This window comes from Stutzerimonas stutzeri (genome assembly GCF_024448715.1).
Classification (GTDB): Bacteria; Pseudomonadota; Gammaproteobacteria; order Pseudomonadales; family Pseudomonadaceae; genus Stutzerimonas; species Stutzerimonas stutzeri_AR.
Genome location: NZ_JAMOHZ010000002.1, coordinates 487763 through 504436 on the forward strand (window position 1 = coordinate 487763; position 16674 = coordinate 504436).

A 16674-nucleotide genomic window follows, 5' to 3' on the forward strand; every position below is an offset into this window, starting at 1 on the left:
TGGAAGGCGTCTCGATTGGCAAGGCTCAGTTCTTAAGCCGATAGCCCGTCTTGAATATCCACCAGATAAGGCCCAGGCACAGCACCAAAAAGCCCAGCGTCATCGCCAGGCTGATCCCGACATTGACGTCAGAGACGCCATAGAAGCTCCAGCGGAAGCCGCTGATCAAATACACAACCGGGTTGAACAGGGTGACCTTCTGCCACAGCGGCGGCAGCATTTCGATGGAGTAGAAGCTGCCGCCGAGAAAGGCCAGCGGCATGACGATCAGCGACGGCACGATCTGCAACTTCTCCCAACCATCGGCCCAGATGCCAATGATGAAACCGAACAAACAGAAGGTCACCGCGGTGAGCACCAGGAACAGCGTCATCATCAGCGGATGTTGAATCTCATAGTCAACAAACAACCGCGCCGTCAGCAGAATCACAACGCCGAGGACCAGTGACTTGGTCGCCGCCGCGCCGACATAGCCAATAACGATCTCTAGATAGGAAACTGGCGCTGACAGCACCTCGTAGATGGTGCCAGAGTAGCGCGGCATATAGATGCCGAACGAGGCGTTGGAAATACTCTCGGTGAGCAGCGCCATCATGATCAGACCGGGAATGATGAAGGCGCCATACGGAATGCCATGCATGGCCTCCATACGCGAACCAATGGCCGAGCCGAACACCACGAAGTACAGCGATGTGGAAATAACCGGAGTAGCGATGCTTTGCAGCAGTGTGCGCCAGGTGCGCGCCAGTTCGAACAGGTAGATAGCTCGGATTGCATGGAGATTCATGTGCGGCTGCCTTTTACCAAGCTGACGAAAATTTCCTCCAGTGAACTCTGACTCGATTGCAAGTCCTTGAAATCGATGCCGTGCTCAGCCAGTCGTTTGAGCAGGTCGGCGATGCCGGTGTCCTCGTGCTGAGCATCGAACGTGAAGATCAGTTGATTGCCACCATCGCCTAGTTCCAGCGGATAACCGGCCAGTTCTGCTGGAATTTCCACCAACGGCCGCTGCAGATGCAAGGTCAGCTGCTTCTTGCCGAGCTTGTGCATCAGCGCTTTCTTGTCCTCTACCAGGATGATTTCGCCCTTGCTGATCACCCCAATACGGTCAGCCATTTCCTCGGCCTCTTCGATGTAGTGGGTGGTAAGGATGATGGTTACGCCGCGCTCGCGCAGGCCGCGCACCATTTCCCACATGTCGCGGCGCAGTTCGACGTCGACGCCGGCCGTGGGCTCGTCGAGAAACAGAATCGACGGCTCGTGAGACAGGGCCTTGGCGATCATTACCCGGCGCTTCATGCCCCCCGATAGCTCGATGATGCGCGCGCTCTTCTTGTCCCAAAGAGAGAGATCGCGCAGCAATTTCTCCAGGTAGGCATCGTTCGGCGCCTTGCCGAACAGTCCGCGAGAGAAGCGCACCGTTGCCCAGACGCTTTCGAAGCCTTCGTTAAATAGCTCCTGCGGCACCAGGCCGATCTTCGAGCGGGCCTCGCGGTAGTCGCCGATGATGTCGAAGCCGTCAACCAGAACCCGTCCGCTGCCTGGGTTGACGATGCCACAAACGATACTGATCAGCGTGGTCTTGCCAGCACCGTTGGGCCCAAGCAGGGCGAAGATTTCGCCCTTGCGGATCTGCAGGTCGATCTGTTTGAGCGCCGGATGCCCGGACGCGTAGGTCTTGCTCAGCTGTTCGATGGAGATCACAGATTGCACGGGGAGGTCTCTCCGGACTATGGATGCGCGATTGTAGTTGCTTGGTCGAGATGAGGCCCGTCATGTTGCGCTACTGGCCATGGTTGTAGGCATTTTTGCAAGCTGACTAGCCTTGCGCTGGGACGTGCTGCTGAACGCTATCGCTTCTGGCCGTTACGCGCCGTCATGGTTCATTCCGTGGCACTGCCGGCTGAAATACTCAACGGAAACGGCTCAACATGCGCTAGCGCACGGCCGTCACCTGTACAGCGAGTCAGAATGCAGCGTCTCCAACGAGCAAGGATGCTCTCATGCAACGTTTGATCGCGTTAGTTTTCTGTGTCATTTCCTCCGCCAGCCTGGCCGACTGCCCTGAGTGGCCCGACAATCGAGCCACCGAAGAAATAGCCGGACTCGAGCGGCAACTGGCCGGCTGGGACGACGCCTACCACCGCGGTGGCGTCTCGCTGGTCGACGATGAAATCTATGACCAGTCGCGACAACGACTCCGGCAATGGCAAGCGTGCTTCCCGACAGTCGTCTCGAACGCTGCGGATCCGCTGGCCGGCACCGCCGGGCCTGTTGCACATCCGATCGCACAGACCGGGCTCGCCAAACTTGCCGATGCGACGGCGGTGCGCGCCTGGATCGAGCCCCGCGAAGATCTGTGGATCCAGCCAAAAGTCGATGGCGTCGCAGTGACGTTGCACTACCGGAACGGACATCTGCTCCAGGCTGTCAGCCGCGGCGATGGTAATCACGGTCAGGACTGGACCGAGCGGGCCAGACAACTGCCGGCGATACCGCAGCAACTGGCGAGCGGCGATGAACTAGTCCTGCAGGGTGAGCTTTACTGGCGTCTGGACGCACATGTTCAGGCGGAAGCGGGTGGTGTCGGCGCGCGCGGCAAGGTCGCCGGGGCCATGGCACGCCAAGCGTTGGATGACATAACCGCGGCGCAGATCGGTCTGTTCGTTTGGGATTGGCCCAATGGCCCGGCGGGCATGCAGGCGCGCCTAAATGGCCTGGCCGCACTGGGCTTCGACGCAAGCGTTGAGCTGACCCAGCCTATTGCCAGCATTCAACAAGCCGAACACTGGCGCGACCACTGGTATCGCCATCCTCTGCCCTTCGCCAGTGATGGCGTGGTACTGCGCCAGGGCCGGCGCCCGGACGGCACGCGCTGGCAAGCCCAGCCGCCACACTGGGCGGCCGCCTGGAAATATCCGCTGCGCACCGCCTTGGCGCAGGTTCGCCAGGTGCAATTCAACATCGGCCGAAGCGGCCGGATTACGCCAATCCTCCAGCTTGACCCGGTGCAACTAGACGACCGCCGCATCGCCCGCGTTAGTCTCGGATCACTTGAAACATGGAAGGCACAGGATATCCGGCCTGGCGATCAGGTCGCGATCACTCTCGCCGGCCTGACGATTCCGCGATTGGATACCGTCGTCTGGCGCGCTCAGCAGCGCCTGAATATTAAGGTCCCAAACCCCGCCAACTACCATTCGCAGAGCTGCTGGCATCCTGATAACGGCTGCAACCAGCAGTTTATTGCGCGGCTCACTTGGTTGAGCAGCAAGCACGGGCTGGACCTGCCGAACCTCGGCCCCGGCACCTGGCGGGAATTGGTCGAAGCGGGAGCAGTAACAGGATTGCTCGACTGGCTGCACCTCGACGAAGCCCGCCTGCAGCAAATCCCAGGCTTCGGCCAGACCAGCGCCGAGACCCTGGTAACCAGCTATCGGCTGGCTCACGAGCGCCCATTTGGCGCCTGGCTGCGAGCAATCGGACTGCCGCCGAGCGGCGATGCGGAAATCGACGCGAATTGGGACACCCTGGCTGCAAGAAGCGTGGCGCAATGGCAGGCCGAACCGGGTATCGGCGCCACGCGTGCGCGACAACTGCGGGCGTTCTTTTCGGCGCCAGAAGTGCTGAAGCTGCGCCAGCAGCTGCGCACCGCACGGATCGCCGGGTTCTGAGGGCACTTAGGCGATTCAGTCCAGTCTTAAACCTAAGAATAAAAAGGAGTGCGCATGTCCGCCCGGCGAACCATCCTCACCTTGCTGCTTCTCAGCTTTAGCGGTGCCCAGGCATCCATTGCAGCCCCGAACCCCGTCGAGGCATGCCGCGATGCGCGTAAAACGATCGGAGAACAGATTCAGGATGCCCGCCTGAAGGGTGACGACAGCCAGCGCGTAGCGCTCGAAGAGCGTCTGCAGAGTCTTAACGAGCGCTGCCGCGGCATGGTCCCGTTACAGTCCAATCATGTGGCGGTAGAAAAGGCGACTCGCCTGACCAGCGAGCGCGAGGCGCAATTACGCGAAGCATTGGGCACGGGCGATGCGCAAATGATCGAGCTGCATAAGCGGCGCCTGGATCAAGCCCGTAAACAACTGGAAGCCGCCAAGCGTTAAACGGCCGCGATCCGCAAGCAAGCGTCAGTACGCGCGAAATTTCTGATGGCAGGCTTCACAGGCATCTTCTACACGCTGAAAGGCCGGCGCGACACTTTCGGCAGTCACAGGCACCTTAGCCGCCGCGGCCACCAGCGCAGCAGTGTGCGCCTCGAGCTCGCGAGCCATCTGGTTGAAACGTTCCTGCTGCTGCCAGACATCGTCGCGGGCATCGCTTTGATCCTCCTTGACCTCCGGGTAGTACTGCCAGGGCTGCCGCGATAACTCGTCCAGCTTCGCCGCGCCGCTGACGAAGCCCTGCGGATCAAAAGCCAAACGGCCACGCAGCATGCCACCGAGGTCTTCCTTGGTATCGAGCATTTGTTGGTAGATGGCCTTGCGCTTGCCGAGTGGAGAATTGGGATCGATGCGGTCACAGCCCGCGAGCGCAAAAACGGCGATCAGCGACAAACTCAACGGCATCAGCTTCATGATTCAATCACTCGGGCATTGAACGGCCGGCGATTATCCCTGCTGCCGGCCATTTCACCAAACGCCACGAGGCTACCGCGACCATTCACCGCCGGCGCTTTCGCAATCGATTTTTGCCTGGGCACGATCGGTCGTTTGATAGTTGTATGTGACGATACGTGCGTTTTCAGGCACGGTTGTCGGCGCTGGGGTGTCCGTTGCCTGGGTGCCAGTGGCGCGCTCGTTGGCGAGGGTTTCTGGTGTCAGCGCGGCGGTACAGACACCAAAATGGCCAGACGGGCAGTTCTCGACAATCTTCCGACGCGAGTTCTTGACCGCCTCGTTATCACGGCAGACCCAGTCAATATCGTTATCGTCCATGCCCTCATAGCGAAAACATTTTTCGGTGACCACCGGTGGCGGCACTGCACCGGACGTCTCGGCGGAGACATAGCAGGAATTGGCGGCAACTGGCAGGCTAAACGCGACGGCAATGGTAAGCAGAACAGAACGGAACAAGAGGTTCATGTTGGCAGCTCCTGAGGGTCATTCGCCCGGCGAGGTTCACCGAACCTCTTCGTGTGACCGCCCTGGCGCAAGTTGAGTTCGGCGCTGGTGAAAGGCACCAATGGCGCGCGGCCGGGTCCACCCCGCAGTCGATCTTGAAACCGCTGAATCGGGGTTCGCATGCTTGAGCTCTCGACAATATTCATCAGCCCCTCCGCGCTACTCGCCTACCTCAACTACCGCTTCATAGGCCTGCCGCCGACCATTGGCGTCATGGCCACGGCGATGGTTATCTCGCTCGATTCGGGTATAGGGCTTGAGCACCGGCCGCATGGTGCGCCATATCTGTACTCGCGACAGCGTAGACGGTCGTTGAGCAAGGGGCGCTGCAACGGACTTGGGATTGCTCGCAGTCACGGCTATAATCGCCGGGCTTTACACCGCCGACACCGTTCGGCCGTGCCCGCCACCTGTCCGAGGGGCGCTGCAGCAGGTATGAAGACCTGTCAGGCTCGGATGGGGCGTTAACCATACGCATCAACGGCGCCCATTCGCACAAAACGAATGGAGAACTCTTCAATGAGCGCTGTCATGACGCCTGCAGGTTTTAACGATTTCAAGGTCGCCGACATTTCCCTGGCCGACTGGGGCCGTCGCGAGATCATCATCGCCGAATCGGAAATGCCTGCCCTGATGGGTCTGCGCCATAAGTACGCCGGCGAGCAGCCGCTCAAAGGCGCAAAGATCCTTGGCTGCATCCACATGACCATCCAGACTGCCGTGCTCATCGAAACGCTGACCGCACTCGGCGCCGAAGTACGCTGGTCCAGTTGCAACATCTTCTCGACTCAGGATCAGGCCGCCGCCGCCATCGCTGCCGCCGGCATCCCGGTGTTCGCCTGGAAGGGTGAAACCGAAGAGGAGTACGAGTGGTGCATCGAGCAGACCATTCTCAAGGACGGCCAGCCATGGGCCGCCAACATGATCCTCGACGACGGCGGCGACCTGACCCAGATCCTGCATGACAAATATCCGCAGGTGCTCGAGCGCGTGCACGGTGTGACCGAGGAAACCACCACCGGCGTGCATCGCCTGCAGGACATGCTGAAGAAAGGCACCCTGAAGATCCCGGCCATCAACGTCAACGACTCGGTTACCAAGAGCAAGAACGACAACAAGTACGGCTGCCGTCACAGCCTCAACGACGCCATCAAACGCGCCACCGACCACCTGCTATCCGGTAAGCAGGCGCTGGTCATCGGTTACGGTGACGTGGGCAAGGGCTCGGCACAGTCGCTGCGCCAGGAAGGCATGATCGTCAAGGTGTCGGAAGTAGACCCGATCTGCGCCATGCAGGCCTGCATGGACGGCTTCGAGCTGGTCTCCCCTTACAAAGACGGCTTGAATGACGGGACCGATGCGTGCATCGACACTGCACTGCTGGGCAAGATCGACCTGATCGTCACCACCACCGGCAACGCCAACGTCTGTGACGCCGGCATGCTCAAGGCGCTGAAAAAGCGTGCTGTCGTGTGCAACATCGGTCACTTCGACAATGAGATCGACACCGCCTTCACGCGCAAGAACTGGGCATGGGAAGAGGTCAAGCCGCAGGTGCACAAGATTCACCGCACCGGCCCGGGCAGCTTCGATGCGAACAACGACGACTACCTGATCCTGCTGGCCGAAGGCCGTCTCGTGAATCTGGGCAATGCCACCGGCCACCCGAGCCGGATCATGGACGGCTCTTTCGCCAACCAGGTACTGGCGCAGATCCACCTGTTCAACGAAAAGTTTGCTGACCTGCCGGTTACCGAGAAGACCAAAAACGTCACCGTCATGGTGCTGCCGAAAAAGCTCGACGAGGAAGTCGCAGCCGAAATGGTCAAGGGCTTCGGTGGCGTCATCACCCGCCTGACACCGACGCAGGCCGAGTACATCGGCGTGGAAGTCGAAGGTCCGTTCAAACCGGATAGCTACCGCTACTAATCGAGGCCGAGCCGGTGATCAGGAGCAGACTCGCCTGCTCCTGACTGGCGCTTGCCGCAGAAAGGAATGTTCATGTCACAACCACGTAGCCACAGCTTCAGCTTCGAGTTCTTTCCCACCAAGACCGACGCTGGGCACGAAAAACTGATGGTGACCGCCAGGCGTCTAGCCGAATACAAGCCGGACTTTTTCTCCTGCACCTATGGCGCAGGGGGATCGACTCGCGGCCGCACGTTAAACACCGTGTTGCAGCTCGACGGCGAAGTGAAGGTGCCGACCGCGCCGCACCTGTCCTGCGTCGGCGACAGCAAGGCCGAGCTGCGTGAGCTGCTCAAGTTGTACAGGGAGGCTGGTATCAAGCGGATCGTCGCGCTGCGCGGCGACTTGCCGTCCGGTATGGGCATGGCCAGCGGTGAGCTACGCTACGCCAACGAACTGGTCGAGTTCATTCGCGCCGAAACGGGCGATCACTTTCATATTGAAATCGCCGCCTATCCGGAGATGCATCCGCAGGCGCGCAATTTCGAGGATGACCTGGCCAACTTCGTGCGCAAGGCCAAGGCCGGTGCCGACAGTGCCATCACCCAATACTTCTTCAACGCCGACTGTTACTTCTACTTTGTCGAGCGCGTGCGCCAACTGGGCGTGGAAACGCCGATCGTGCCCGGCATCATGCCGATCACCAACTACAGCAAGCTGGCGCGTTTCTCCGATGCCTGCGGTGCCGAGATCCCGCGCTGGGTGCGTAAGCAGCTTGAGTCCTATGGCGATGACATGGACAGCATCCAGGCCTTCGGCGAGCAGGTGATCACCGAGATGTGCGAGAAGCTGCTCGCCGGCGGCGCACCGGGATTGCACTTCTATACGTTGAACCAGGCCGAACCGAGCCTGGCGATCTGGGACAATCTCAAGCTGGTGCGTTGATTCATCGATTCAGCTCCCTGCAAAACAGGGAGCTGGTCAATGAACCTGCGAACTGCCACACTGTCCTAGCAATGCGGCGTTAACAGGCTCTGTTATACTCCGCGCTTCCGCCAGGCTTACGCCCGGATGTCAGCATCTTCCGATGCGACAGGACCGGACGGGATCGCACGCCAGTCGCGATTCGAGCCAGGCATGACCATCCCAGGGCCTCGCCCTATACAGACAGGATTACTCATGTCCTTTGCTTCCCTCGGTCTCTCCGAGGCTTTGGCCGGTGCCGTCGAGGCCGCCGGTTATACCCAGCCTACACCAGTGCAACAGCGGGCCATTCCCGCCGTGTTGCAGGGACGCGACCTGATGGTCGCCGCACAGACGGGAACCGGTAAGACCGGTGGCTTTGCCCTCCCCGTGCTGGAAATTCTTTTCCCGGGCGGCCACCCCGACCGTGAGCATCGCCATGGCCCTCGCCAGCCGCGTGTCCTGGTGCTGACGCCGACTCGTGAGCTCGCCGCCCAGGTCCACGACAGCTTCAAGGTCTATGCCCGCGATCTGCCGCTCAAAAGCGCGGTGATCTTCGGTGGTGTGGGCATGAACCCACAGGTCCAGGCCATCGCCAAGGGTCTCGACATACTCGTCGCCTGCCCTGGCCGCCTGCTTGATCTGGCCAACCAGAAGGCCGTCGATCTGTCCCACGTGGAAATTCTGGTCCTCGACGAAGCCGACCGCATGCTCGACATGGGCTTCATCCATGACGTCAAGAAGGTCCTCGCCAAGCTGCCGACCAAGCGCCAGAACCTGCTGTTCTCGGCGACCTTCTCCAAGGACATCACCGATCTCGCCAGCAAGCTGCTACACGAGCCGGAGAAGATTCAGGTCACGCCGCCAAACACCACGGTCGAGCGCATCGAGCAACGCGTATTTCGCTTGGCTGCCTCACATAAGCGCGCTCTACTGGCTCACCTGATCACTCAGGGCGCCTGGGAACAGGTGCTGGTTTTCACCCGCACCAAGCATGGCGCCAACCGCCTCGCCGAGTATCTCGACAAGCACGGCCTGCCGGCTGTCGCGATTCACGGCAACAAAAGCCAGAACGCTCGCACCAAGGCGTTGGCCGACTTCAAGGCGAACGCCGTACGTATCCTGGTTGCCACCGACATTGCTGCCCGCGGCTTGGATATTGATCAGCTGCCGCATGTGGTCAACTTCGAGCTACCGAATGTCGAGGAAGATTACGTCCACCGCATCGGCCGTACCGGCCGTGCCGGACGCAGCGGCGAAGCGATTTCGCTGGTGGCGCCCGACGAGGAGAAGCTGCTAAAGGGCATCGAGCGGATGACCAAGCAGAAAATTCCGGACGGCGATCTGATGGGCTTCGACGCCAGCACCATTGAGGCGGAGAAGCCCGAAGTGCGCGAGCCACGGCAGCCGCGCCCTGCTCGCAACGGCGAGCGTAAGCCACGCGCCGAACGCGCCGCGAAAACGACTGAATCGAGCAGTGAACCCAAAGAGCGCGATCGTAACCGCCGCAGCCGCAACAAGCCGCGCAGTGCAAATGCCAGCCAGGGTTCGACGACACAAGGAGCGGCGGCTGCACCGGTCAGCCGCCCGCCTCGCCTGCCCAGCGACCGGGACCCGGAAGTGTTCCTCGATGACGATCTGGACAACTTCGGTAATCGGGTTGATTACGTCAGTCCATACCAGAACAAGCAGGGCCGTGGTCGTCGTCCCGGAGCCCCCGCTCAGCCTGGATCCACTCAGCCGCGCGGCGCAGGCCAGCGCGGGGGCGGCGCCGCCTCGACAAGCGGCGCTGCTCAGGGCAAAGGCAAACGTCAAGGCCAAGGCCAGTCAACTCGCGGCGGCCAGTCACGGCGCAAGAACGAAGGCCGTCGGATCGATAATGAGGGCGGGGCTCGTCAGGACATTGCTGCCAAGCCGAAGGAAAAGCAGCCATTGATCATCCACAAGGAATCGAAGATCGATCGGCTGCCCAGCGCTGAGCAACTGGATCAGCTGCCAACAAAACCACGCGGCGAAAAGCCAGCATTGCTAACCCGCAATCGCTGATTCGAGACGCAAACAAAAAACGCCGCCTTCAAGGGCGGCGTTTTTGTTGGTGCTGCTGATCGAGAAAGTTGGATTACAGCCAGCGACGACCAATCCTAGCCTTCGCTAGGCACCGGATCGGCCTCCGCATCCCAACCGCCACCCAAGGCCTTGAACAGATTGACTTCGCTAACCATCTGCGCCAACCGGTCGCTAATGAACTGCTGCTGCACGTCGAACAGCTGCCGCTGGGCATCGAGCAGCACCAGATAGCTGTCGACACCGGTCCGGTAACGCCGCTCAGCGAGACGGTAATAGTCTTCACTGGTTTCCAGCAGGTCACGCTGCGCTTGAACTTGACGGATGTAGGTCGCCTGTGCGGCCAGACCATCGGCCACTTCGCGGAATGCGGTCTGGATAGTTGACTCGTACTGCGCAACCTGAATATTGCGGCTGATTTCGGCATAGTCGAGATTGGCTCGCAGTTGGCCGGCATTGAAGATCGGCACACTGATGCTCGGCGAGAAGTTCCAATAGCTGGAACCACCATCGAACAGGCCGGACAATTCGCTGCTCGCCGTACCCACCGCGCCGGTCAGACTGATACGCGGAAAAAATGCCGCTCTGGCCGCACCAATGTTCGCGTTGGCAGCGCGCAGCTGGTATTCGGCCTGAATGATGTCGGGGCGCTTGTAGAGCAAGTCGGAAGGCAGGCCGACCGGCAATGTCGCCAGCAGATCACGCTTCAACCGGTCGTCGGTCGGCATGGAGACCGGAATGTTCTGTCCGAGCAGCAGCGTCAACGCGTTGCGATCCTGCGCCACCTGACGGGTATAACGCTCGATGCCCACCCGGGCGGTATCGGTCGCGCTGCGCGCCTGGCTCAACTCCAGAGCCGAGGCGACACCTACGTCGAAGCTGCGCTGGGTGAGTTCGAGGCTTTCCTCGAACGCCTTCAGCGTGTCGCGACTGACCTGTAGCAGCGCCTGGTCGGCCTGCAAGGTCAACCAGGCATTAGCGACACTGGCGATCAGGCTGATGCGCGTGCTGCGCTGCGCTGCCTCGGTGGCAAAATATTCCTGCAGCGCCTGCTCGCGAAGGCTACCCAGCCGGCCGAACAGGTCCAGTTCCCATGCCACCCCGAGCGTCGCACTGTACTGGCTGCTGATACCGTCCTGCCCGGTCTGGTTGAGATCGCCAGGAGTACGAGTGCGGCTGCCGGAGCCGTCGGCGCTCACTGCAGGTAATAGGTCGGCGCGCTGGACGCGATACAACGCCCGATAAGCATCGACATTAAGCGCCGCTGCGCGCAGGTCTCGGTTGTTTTCCAGCGCCACACCGATCAGCTGGCGCAGCGCGGGGTCGCGGAAGAACTCCTCCCACGCCAGATCCATCTGCTGCCCTTGAGCCCCGTTGACGGCGCTGGTGTAGGCTTCGCCTTCGGGCCAGCTCGTAGCGGTCGGCGCATCCGGGCGCTGGTATTCGGGAATCAGGGAGCAGCCGCTCAGCGCTGCCATCAGCGCCAGGCTCAATACGGACTTGTTCATTGTGCATCTCCCTTTGGCTCTTCGACAGCCGTCTTCCTGCGATCGCCAAGCGAAGACACCAGAACATAGAACAACGGTACCCAAAAGATCACTAGCACGGTTGCCGTCAGCATGCCGCCGATTACGCCGGTTCCGATAGCATGCGAGCTGCCTGCACCAGCGCCGCTCGCGAGGGCCAGCGGAACCACGCCGAGGGTAAAGGCCAGCGATGTCATGACGATCGGCCGCAAGCGCATACGGCACGCCTGTACCGCCGCATCGAAGCGACTCACGCCCTGTTCGTGCAAATCCTTGGCGAACTCGACGATAAGAATAGCGTTCTTCGCGGTCAAACCGATGGTGGTCAACAAGCCGACCTGGAAGAACACATCATTGGACAGCCCCCGTCCCATGGTCGCCAGCAGCGCACCAATGACGCCCAACGGCACCACCAGCATTACCGCAAACGGGATGGACCAGCTTTCATACAGTGCGGCCAAGCAAAGGAATACCACCAGAAGCGATAGCGCATAGAGTGCTGGCGCCTGGTCACCTGATAGACGTTCCTCGTAGGACAGGCCAGTCCAGGAGATGCCAACCCCTTCCGGTAGTTGCTGGGCAATCTCTTCAACTGCCGCCATGGCATCGCCGGAACTGTAACCCGGTGCGGCCTGACCCATGATTTCCATCGCGGACACCCCATCGTAGCGAGACAGCTTGGGAGATCCATAAACCCATTCGCCACTGGCGAAGGCGCTAAATGGCACCATTTCGCCTTCGTCGTTGCGTACGAACCATTTATCCAGGTCTTCGGGATTCATCCGTGCGCTGGCCTCGCCTTGCACATATACCTTCTTCACCCGCCCGCGGTCGATAAAGTCATTGATATAACTTGAACCCCAGCCAATCGATAGCGTGTCGTTGATCGCACCGAGCGATACGCCCAGCACCCGAGCCTTTTCATCATCGATCAACAACTGATATTGAGGTTCGTCGTTCAAACCGTTGGGTCGTACAGCTGTCAACGCCGGATTCTGCGCAGCCAGGCCCAGGAACTGATTGCGCGCCTCCATGAGCACGTCATGACCAACGCCAGCACGGTCTTGCAGATAAAAGTTAAAGCCGGTCGCGTTGCCCAACTCCATGACCGCCGGCGGTGCAAAGGCGAACACCATGGCGTCACGAAGAGTATTGAAATGCGCCTGCGCCCGCTTAGCTACCGCGGATACGCTCAGTTCAGGGTCAGCGCGCTCATCCCACGGACGCAGCCCGATGAATGCCATACCCGAATTCTGCCCACGGCCAGCGAAATTGAAACCCGTAACGGTGAACACGGATTGCACCGCTTCTGATTCTTCGCGCAACAGATATTCACGCATTGCGTCGACGGTCTGCTGAGTCCGCTCGGCTGTGGACCCGGCTGGAGTCTGCACCTGAGCAAAGAGCACGCCTTGGTCTTCTTCCGGCAGGAACGAGCTGGGAATCCGGGTGAAAAGAACAGCCATTATCACGACGATAATGACATAGAGCAGCAAAAAGGGGATTTTTCGACGCAGTATCGTTATCACGCCTCGCTCATAACCACCGACGCCGCGATCAAAGGTGCGATTGAACCAGCCAAAGAAGCCCCGTTTCTCTTCGTGATGACCTTTAGGAATAGGCTTTAGCAAGGTGACACAAAGCGCAGGCGTGAAGACCAGCGCCACCAGCACCGATAGCGCCATCGCGGAGGCGATAGTGATTGAAAATTGTCGGTAGATGACGCCGGTGGATCCGCCGAAGAACGCCATCGGCAAAAATACAGCTGACAGCACGAGGCCAATGCCAACTAATGCGCCTTGGATTTGCGTCATGGATTTGCGCGTGGCCTCGAGCGGGGAAAGGCCTTCTTCGGCCATTACCCGCTCGACGTTTTCGACCACCACGATGGCATCATCCACCAGCAATCCGATAGCCAGAACCATCGCAAACATTGTCAGCGTGTTTATGCTGAAGCCAAACGCCGCGAGAATGCCAAACGTACCCAGCAACACCACAGGCACCGCCAATGTCGGAATTAGCGTGGCGCGAAAGTTCTGAAGAAACAGGTACATCACCAGGAAGACCAGAACGATGGCCTCAAGCAGCGTATGCACTACGCCGGTAATCGAAGCTGATACCACTGGTGAAGTATCGTAGGGATAGACCACCTCCATCCCCTCGGGGAAGAAGGGCTCCAATTCGGAAATCGTCGCGCGAATTGCCTTCGCCGTATCCAGTGCGTTGGCACCGGTGGCCAGCTTGAGCGCGATGCCTGAAGCCGGCTTGCCGTTATAAAGCACACTAATGGCGGCGTTCTGCTCGCCCAGCTCAACGCGGGCGACATCGCCCAGGCGGACCTGCGAGCCGTCGCCATTGACCTTAAGCAGGATTTCACGGAACTGCTCAGGCGTTTGCAGGCGAGTCTTACCTATTATGGTGGCGCTCAGCTGTTGCCCAGGCACCGCTGGCAAGCCACCGAATTGTCCGGCCGAAACCTGGACGTTCTGCTCGCGAATCGCATTGCCCACGTCAACCGGGGTAAGACTGAAATTATTCAACTTGGCTGGGTCAAGCCAGATGCGCATGGCATATTGCGACCCGAACACTTGGAAATCGCCAACGCCAGGCGTTCTTGAGATCGGGTCTTGAATGTTGGACACGATGTAGTCCGATAGGTCGGCCCGATTCATGCTGCCATCGGTCGATACCAGACCGACAACCATCAGAAAGTTCCTGACTGCCTTCGTTACCCGAATGCCCTGCTGCTGGACTTCCTGCGGCAATAGCGGCGTGGCTAGCTGCAGCTTGTTTTGCACCTGAACCTGTGCGATGTCCGGATTGGTGCCCTGCTCGAAGGTCACGGTGATGCTCATACTGCCGTCGGAGTTGCTTTCCGAAGACATGTAGCGCAAACCGTCGATACCGTTGAGCTGTTGCTCGATGACCTGGACTACGGTGTCTTGCACGGTCTGGGCGGAAGCGCCCGGATAGGCGACCTGAATACCCACTGCAGGCGGTGCGATACTCGGGTATTGGTTGACTGGCAGCCCGAGAATGGACAGCCCGCCGGCAAGCATGATCACTAGAGCGATCACCCAGGCGAAAATTGGCCGATCGATAAAAAATCTAGACATTAGGTGATTATCCTTGGCTCAGCCTTTACTGGACCTGTGGCTGGGCAGCGGCAACGTTGGTAGCAGGCACGGGCTCGACTTCGACGCCTGGGCGAATGAACTGTAGGCCTTCGGTGATCAAGCGGTCGCCGGCATTGAGCCCCTCGCTGACCAGCCACCGATTGCCAACGGCGCGCGATGCAGTAATCTGACGCACCTCGACTTTGTTGTCGGCATTGACCACCAATGCAGTCGCCTGACCGCTCGGCGTCCGGGTGACGCCCTGCTGCGGTGCGAGAATAGCTTCGCTCTTGACTCCTGCGACCAGTTGCGCATGGACGAACATGCCTGGCATCAATATCTTGTCCGGATTCGGGAAAACCGCACGCAGCACAACCGAGCCCGTTCCGGCGTCTACTGACACCTCGGAAAATTCGAGCTTGCCCTCATGCGCGTATGTGCTTCCGTCCTCAAGCATCAGGGTCGCTTTTGCAGCGTTTTCACCGGCTTTTTGTAGCCGCCCTTCGGCCAGATCGCGACGCAGATTGAGTAGGTCCCGTGCTGGCTGGGTGACATCGACGTAGATCGGGTCGAGCTGTTGAATGATTGCCAGCTCTTGGGCCTGGCCTGCGGTGACCAGCGCGCCCTCGGTAACGGCCGAGCGGCCGATACGTCCGGAAATGGGCGCGAGCACCTTGGTATAACGCACATTAATTTTCGCGCGCTCCAGATCCGCCTCGGCCTGCAAGTTGGCAGCGCGAGCCTCGTCATAAGCCTGTTTGCTTACCGCCTGCTCTTCAACCAGCAATGCGTAGCGATCAGCGAGGGACTTGGTCGATGCGAGGCTGGCCTGAGCACTCTTATACGTGGCCTGATAGATCGCATCGTCGATTTGATAGAGCTGCTGGCCAGCCTTGACCTCGCTGCCCTCGGTAAACAGACGCTTCTGAATGATGCCATCGACCTGCGGGCGCACCTCGGCGATACGAAACGGCTGTGCCCGCCCCGGAAGTTCCGTGGTAAGCGCAAACGGCTCGGCTTCAAGTGCTACGAAGCCGACTTTGGGAATTTGCTGGGCGGCGGGCGCAGCGGCCTCTTCCTGACAACCGACGAGCAGAGAAGCAGCAGCGAAGATGGTGATCAGAGCAGCACTGGCTGGCTTGATTGACATGGAGAGAGACCTCGTTGAACAGACAGAGCCGGAGCAGAACAGCCCTGGCAGACTCGAATGGCAGAATGCGATTAATATACTTACATTCATGAATGTCTGTAAACAAGCGATCACAATGTAAATGCCGTGAATCAAGCGATTCCAGAGCCATCCGCCAGCATTATGGGCGTGACCGCATGATCGTATAAAGCAGAACGCCGGCGTCAGAGCCGGCGTTCCACAGTGCAATGCCCGTCGTGCTTACTGACGAACACCTTCTACCGAGATGATCAGATCCACGGTCTGCGAAGCTGGGCCGAGGTCCATCTTGATGTCAAAATCTTTCAATTTTAGCGTTGTGGTGCCTTCGAAGCCGGCGCGGTAGCCGCCCCACGGGTCCTTGCCTTCGCCGATGAATTTAGCCGCAATCACGACTGGTTTGGTCACGCCGTTGAGCGTCAGGTCCCCGGTAATATCAGCCGTACCCTCACCGGTGGATTTTACCGAGGTGGATTCAAAGGTAGCGGTTGGGTGCTCGGAGACGTTGAGAAAGTCATCACTGCGCAGATGCTTGTCACGCTCGGCATGGTTCGAATCGATGCTGGCGGTCTGCAGCGTGACGTTGACTTTGCTCGCTTCCGGCTGCTCGGCATCGAAACTGAAGTTACCGTCGAACTCCTTGAATGTGCCCCACAGCCAGCTGTAGCCAAGATGACTGATCTTGAAATTGACGAAGGCGTGTTGGCCCTTCGTATCGATCGCATAATCGGCGGCAACGGCCTGCCCTGCGAGAATCATCGAACCAAGAGCAAGTGCAGCGAAGGTTTTCTTCATGGAGTTCT

Annotated in this window: 13 protein-coding genes, 1 pseudogene and 1 riboswitch; of the genes and pseudogenes, 6 read left to right on the forward strand and 8 right to left on the reverse strand. The window is 59.7% G+C overall.

The features are described 5' to 3' along the window. Positions 1-25: 25 nt before the first annotated feature. Both NAV33_RS05720 and NAV33_RS05725 read right to left on the reverse strand, forming a co-directional pair. Positions 26-787 (reverse strand): ABC transporter permease, encoded by a 762-nt coding sequence (locus NAV33_RS05720; RefSeq protein WP_255977797.1) that lies wholly within the window; start codon positions 785-787, stop codon positions 26-28. Beyond that, the gene (locus NAV33_RS05725; RefSeq protein ID WP_255977799.1) at positions 784-1713 is read right to left on the reverse strand and encodes an ABC transporter ATP-binding protein; all 930 of its coding nucleotides are present in this window, start codon (positions 1711-1713) and stop codon (positions 784-786) included. Before NAV33_RS05725 ends, NAV33_RS05720 begins: the two co-directional genes overlap by 4 nt. A 290-nt stretch (positions 1714-2003) precedes the next feature. Between NAV33_RS05725 and ligB the strand changes: the two genes are divergently transcribed. Next, on the forward strand, positions 2004-3674 hold the full coding sequence (ligB, locus tag NAV33_RS05730; RefSeq protein ID WP_255977801.1) for an NAD-dependent DNA ligase LigB: 1671 nt from the start codon (positions 2004-2006) through the stop codon (positions 3672-3674). A gap of 54 nt (positions 3675-3728) precedes the next feature. Next, the gene (locus NAV33_RS05735; RefSeq protein WP_255977803.1) at positions 3729-4109 is read left to right on the forward strand and encodes a DUF1090 family protein; all 381 of its coding nucleotides are present in this window, start codon (positions 3729-3731) and stop codon (positions 4107-4109) included. A gap of 24 nt (positions 4110-4133) precedes the next feature. Here NAV33_RS05735 and NAV33_RS05740 read toward each other — a convergent pair whose 3' ends face one another. Beyond that, a complete protein-coding gene (locus tag NAV33_RS05740; protein ID WP_255977805.1) occupies positions 4134-4580 on the reverse strand; it encodes a c-type cytochrome in 447 nt (148 codons plus the stop codon). A 72-nt stretch (positions 4581-4652) separates the two neighbouring features. Further along, a complete protein-coding gene (locus NAV33_RS05745) occupies positions 4653-5087 on the reverse strand; it encodes a hypothetical protein (protein ID WP_255977807.1) in 435 nt (144 codons plus the stop codon). 159 nt (positions 5088-5246) lie between these two features. On the opposite strand from NAV33_RS05745, the pseudogene NAV33_RS05750 reads away from it, so the two are divergent. The 4 genes and pseudogenes from NAV33_RS05750 to NAV33_RS05765 form a co-directional block, all read left to right on the forward strand. Beyond that, positions 5247-5366 (forward strand): annotated as a pseudogene (locus NAV33_RS05750) (sodium:proton antiporter); the annotation flags it as partial. 170 nt (positions 5367-5536) lie between these two features. Further along, positions 5537-5622, forward strand: a riboswitch (S-adenosyl-L-homocysteine riboswitch). 23 nt (positions 5623-5645) lie between these two features. Continuing rightward, the gene (gene ahcY, locus NAV33_RS05755; protein WP_255977809.1) at positions 5646-7055 is read left to right on the forward strand and encodes an adenosylhomocysteinase; all 1410 of its coding nucleotides are present in this window, start codon (positions 5646-5648) and stop codon (positions 7053-7055) included. A gap of 72 nt (positions 7056-7127) precedes the next feature. Further along, entirely contained in the window at positions 7128-7979 is an 852-nt protein-coding gene (metF, locus tag NAV33_RS05760; RefSeq protein WP_255977811.1) for a methylenetetrahydrofolate reductase [NAD(P)H], read from the forward strand. A gap of 234 nt (positions 7980-8213) precedes the next feature. Further along, positions 8214-10043 (forward strand): DEAD/DEAH box helicase, encoded by a 1830-nt coding sequence (locus tag NAV33_RS05765; RefSeq protein WP_255977813.1) that lies wholly within the window; start codon positions 8214-8216, stop codon positions 10041-10043. A 95-nt stretch (positions 10044-10138) separates the two neighbouring features. On the opposite strand, the gene adeC is transcribed toward NAV33_RS05765, so the two are convergent. From adeC to NAV33_RS05785, 4 genes are all read right to left on the reverse strand, one after another. Beyond that, on the reverse strand, positions 10139-11569 hold the full coding sequence (adeC, locus tag NAV33_RS05770) for an AdeC/AdeK/OprM family multidrug efflux complex outer membrane factor (protein WP_255977816.1): 1431 nt from the start codon (positions 11567-11569) through the stop codon (positions 10139-10141). Continuing rightward, complete coding sequence (locus NAV33_RS05775) at positions 11566-14703, reverse strand: efflux RND transporter permease subunit (protein ID WP_255977818.1); 3138 nt, start codon at positions 14701-14703, stop codon at positions 11566-11568. The genes adeC and NAV33_RS05775 overlap by 4 nt, the downstream gene beginning before the upstream one ends. Before the next feature lie 25 nt (positions 14704-14728). Next, positions 14729-15853: an efflux RND transporter periplasmic adaptor subunit gene (locus tag NAV33_RS05780; RefSeq protein ID WP_255977820.1), complete on the reverse strand. Its 1125-nt coding sequence runs from the start codon at positions 15851-15853 to the stop codon at positions 14729-14731. A 240-nt stretch (positions 15854-16093) separates the two neighbouring features. Further along, positions 16094-16666, reverse strand: coding sequence for a YceI family protein (locus NAV33_RS05785; protein WP_255977823.1), 573 nt, complete (start codon positions 16664-16666; stop codon positions 16094-16096). Between the last annotated feature and the right edge of the window lie 8 nt (positions 16667-16674).

Excerpts from the sequence above, each read along its gene's own strand:
- NAV33_RS05785 (WP_255977823.1), bottom strand. The coding sequence starts at position 16,666 with ATGAAGAAAACCTTCGCTGCACTTGCTCTTGGTTCGATGATTCTCGCA.
- metF (WP_255977811.1), top strand. The coding sequence starts at position 7,128 with ATGTCACAACCACGTAGCCACAGCTTCAGCTTCGAGTTCTTTCCCACC.
- adeC (WP_255977816.1), bottom strand. The coding sequence starts at position 11,569 with ATGAACAAGTCCGTATTGAGCCTGGCGCTGATGGCAGCGCTGAGCGGC.
- NAV33_RS05775 (WP_255977818.1), bottom strand. The coding sequence starts at position 14,703 with ATGTCTAGATTTTTTATCGATCGGCCAATTTTCGCCTGGGTGATCGCT.
- NAV33_RS05745 (WP_255977807.1), bottom strand. The coding sequence starts at position 5,087 with ATGAACCTCTTGTTCCGTTCTGTTCTGCTTACCATTGCCGTCGCGTTT.
- NAV33_RS05720 (WP_255977797.1), bottom strand. The coding sequence starts at position 787 with ATGAATCTCCATGCAATCCGAGCTATCTACCTGTTCGAACTGGCGCGC.
- NAV33_RS05735 (WP_255977803.1), top strand. The coding sequence starts at position 3,729 with ATGTCCGCCCGGCGAACCATCCTCACCTTGCTGCTTCTCAGCTTTAGC.
- ligB (WP_255977801.1), top strand. The coding sequence starts at position 2,004 with ATGCAACGTTTGATCGCGTTAGTTTTCTGTGTCATTTCCTCCGCCAGC.
- NAV33_RS05740 (WP_255977805.1), bottom strand. The coding sequence starts at position 4,580 with ATGAAGCTGATGCCGTTGAGTTTGTCGCTGATCGCCGTTTTTGCGCTC.
- NAV33_RS05765 (WP_255977813.1), top strand. The coding sequence starts at position 8,214 with ATGTCCTTTGCTTCCCTCGGTCTCTCCGAGGCTTTGGCCGGTGCCGTC.
- ahcY (WP_255977809.1), top strand. The coding sequence starts at position 5,646 with ATGAGCGCTGTCATGACGCCTGCAGGTTTTAACGATTTCAAGGTCGCC.
- NAV33_RS05780 (WP_255977820.1), bottom strand. The coding sequence starts at position 15,853 with ATGTCAATCAAGCCAGCCAGTGCTGCTCTGATCACCATCTTCGCTGCT.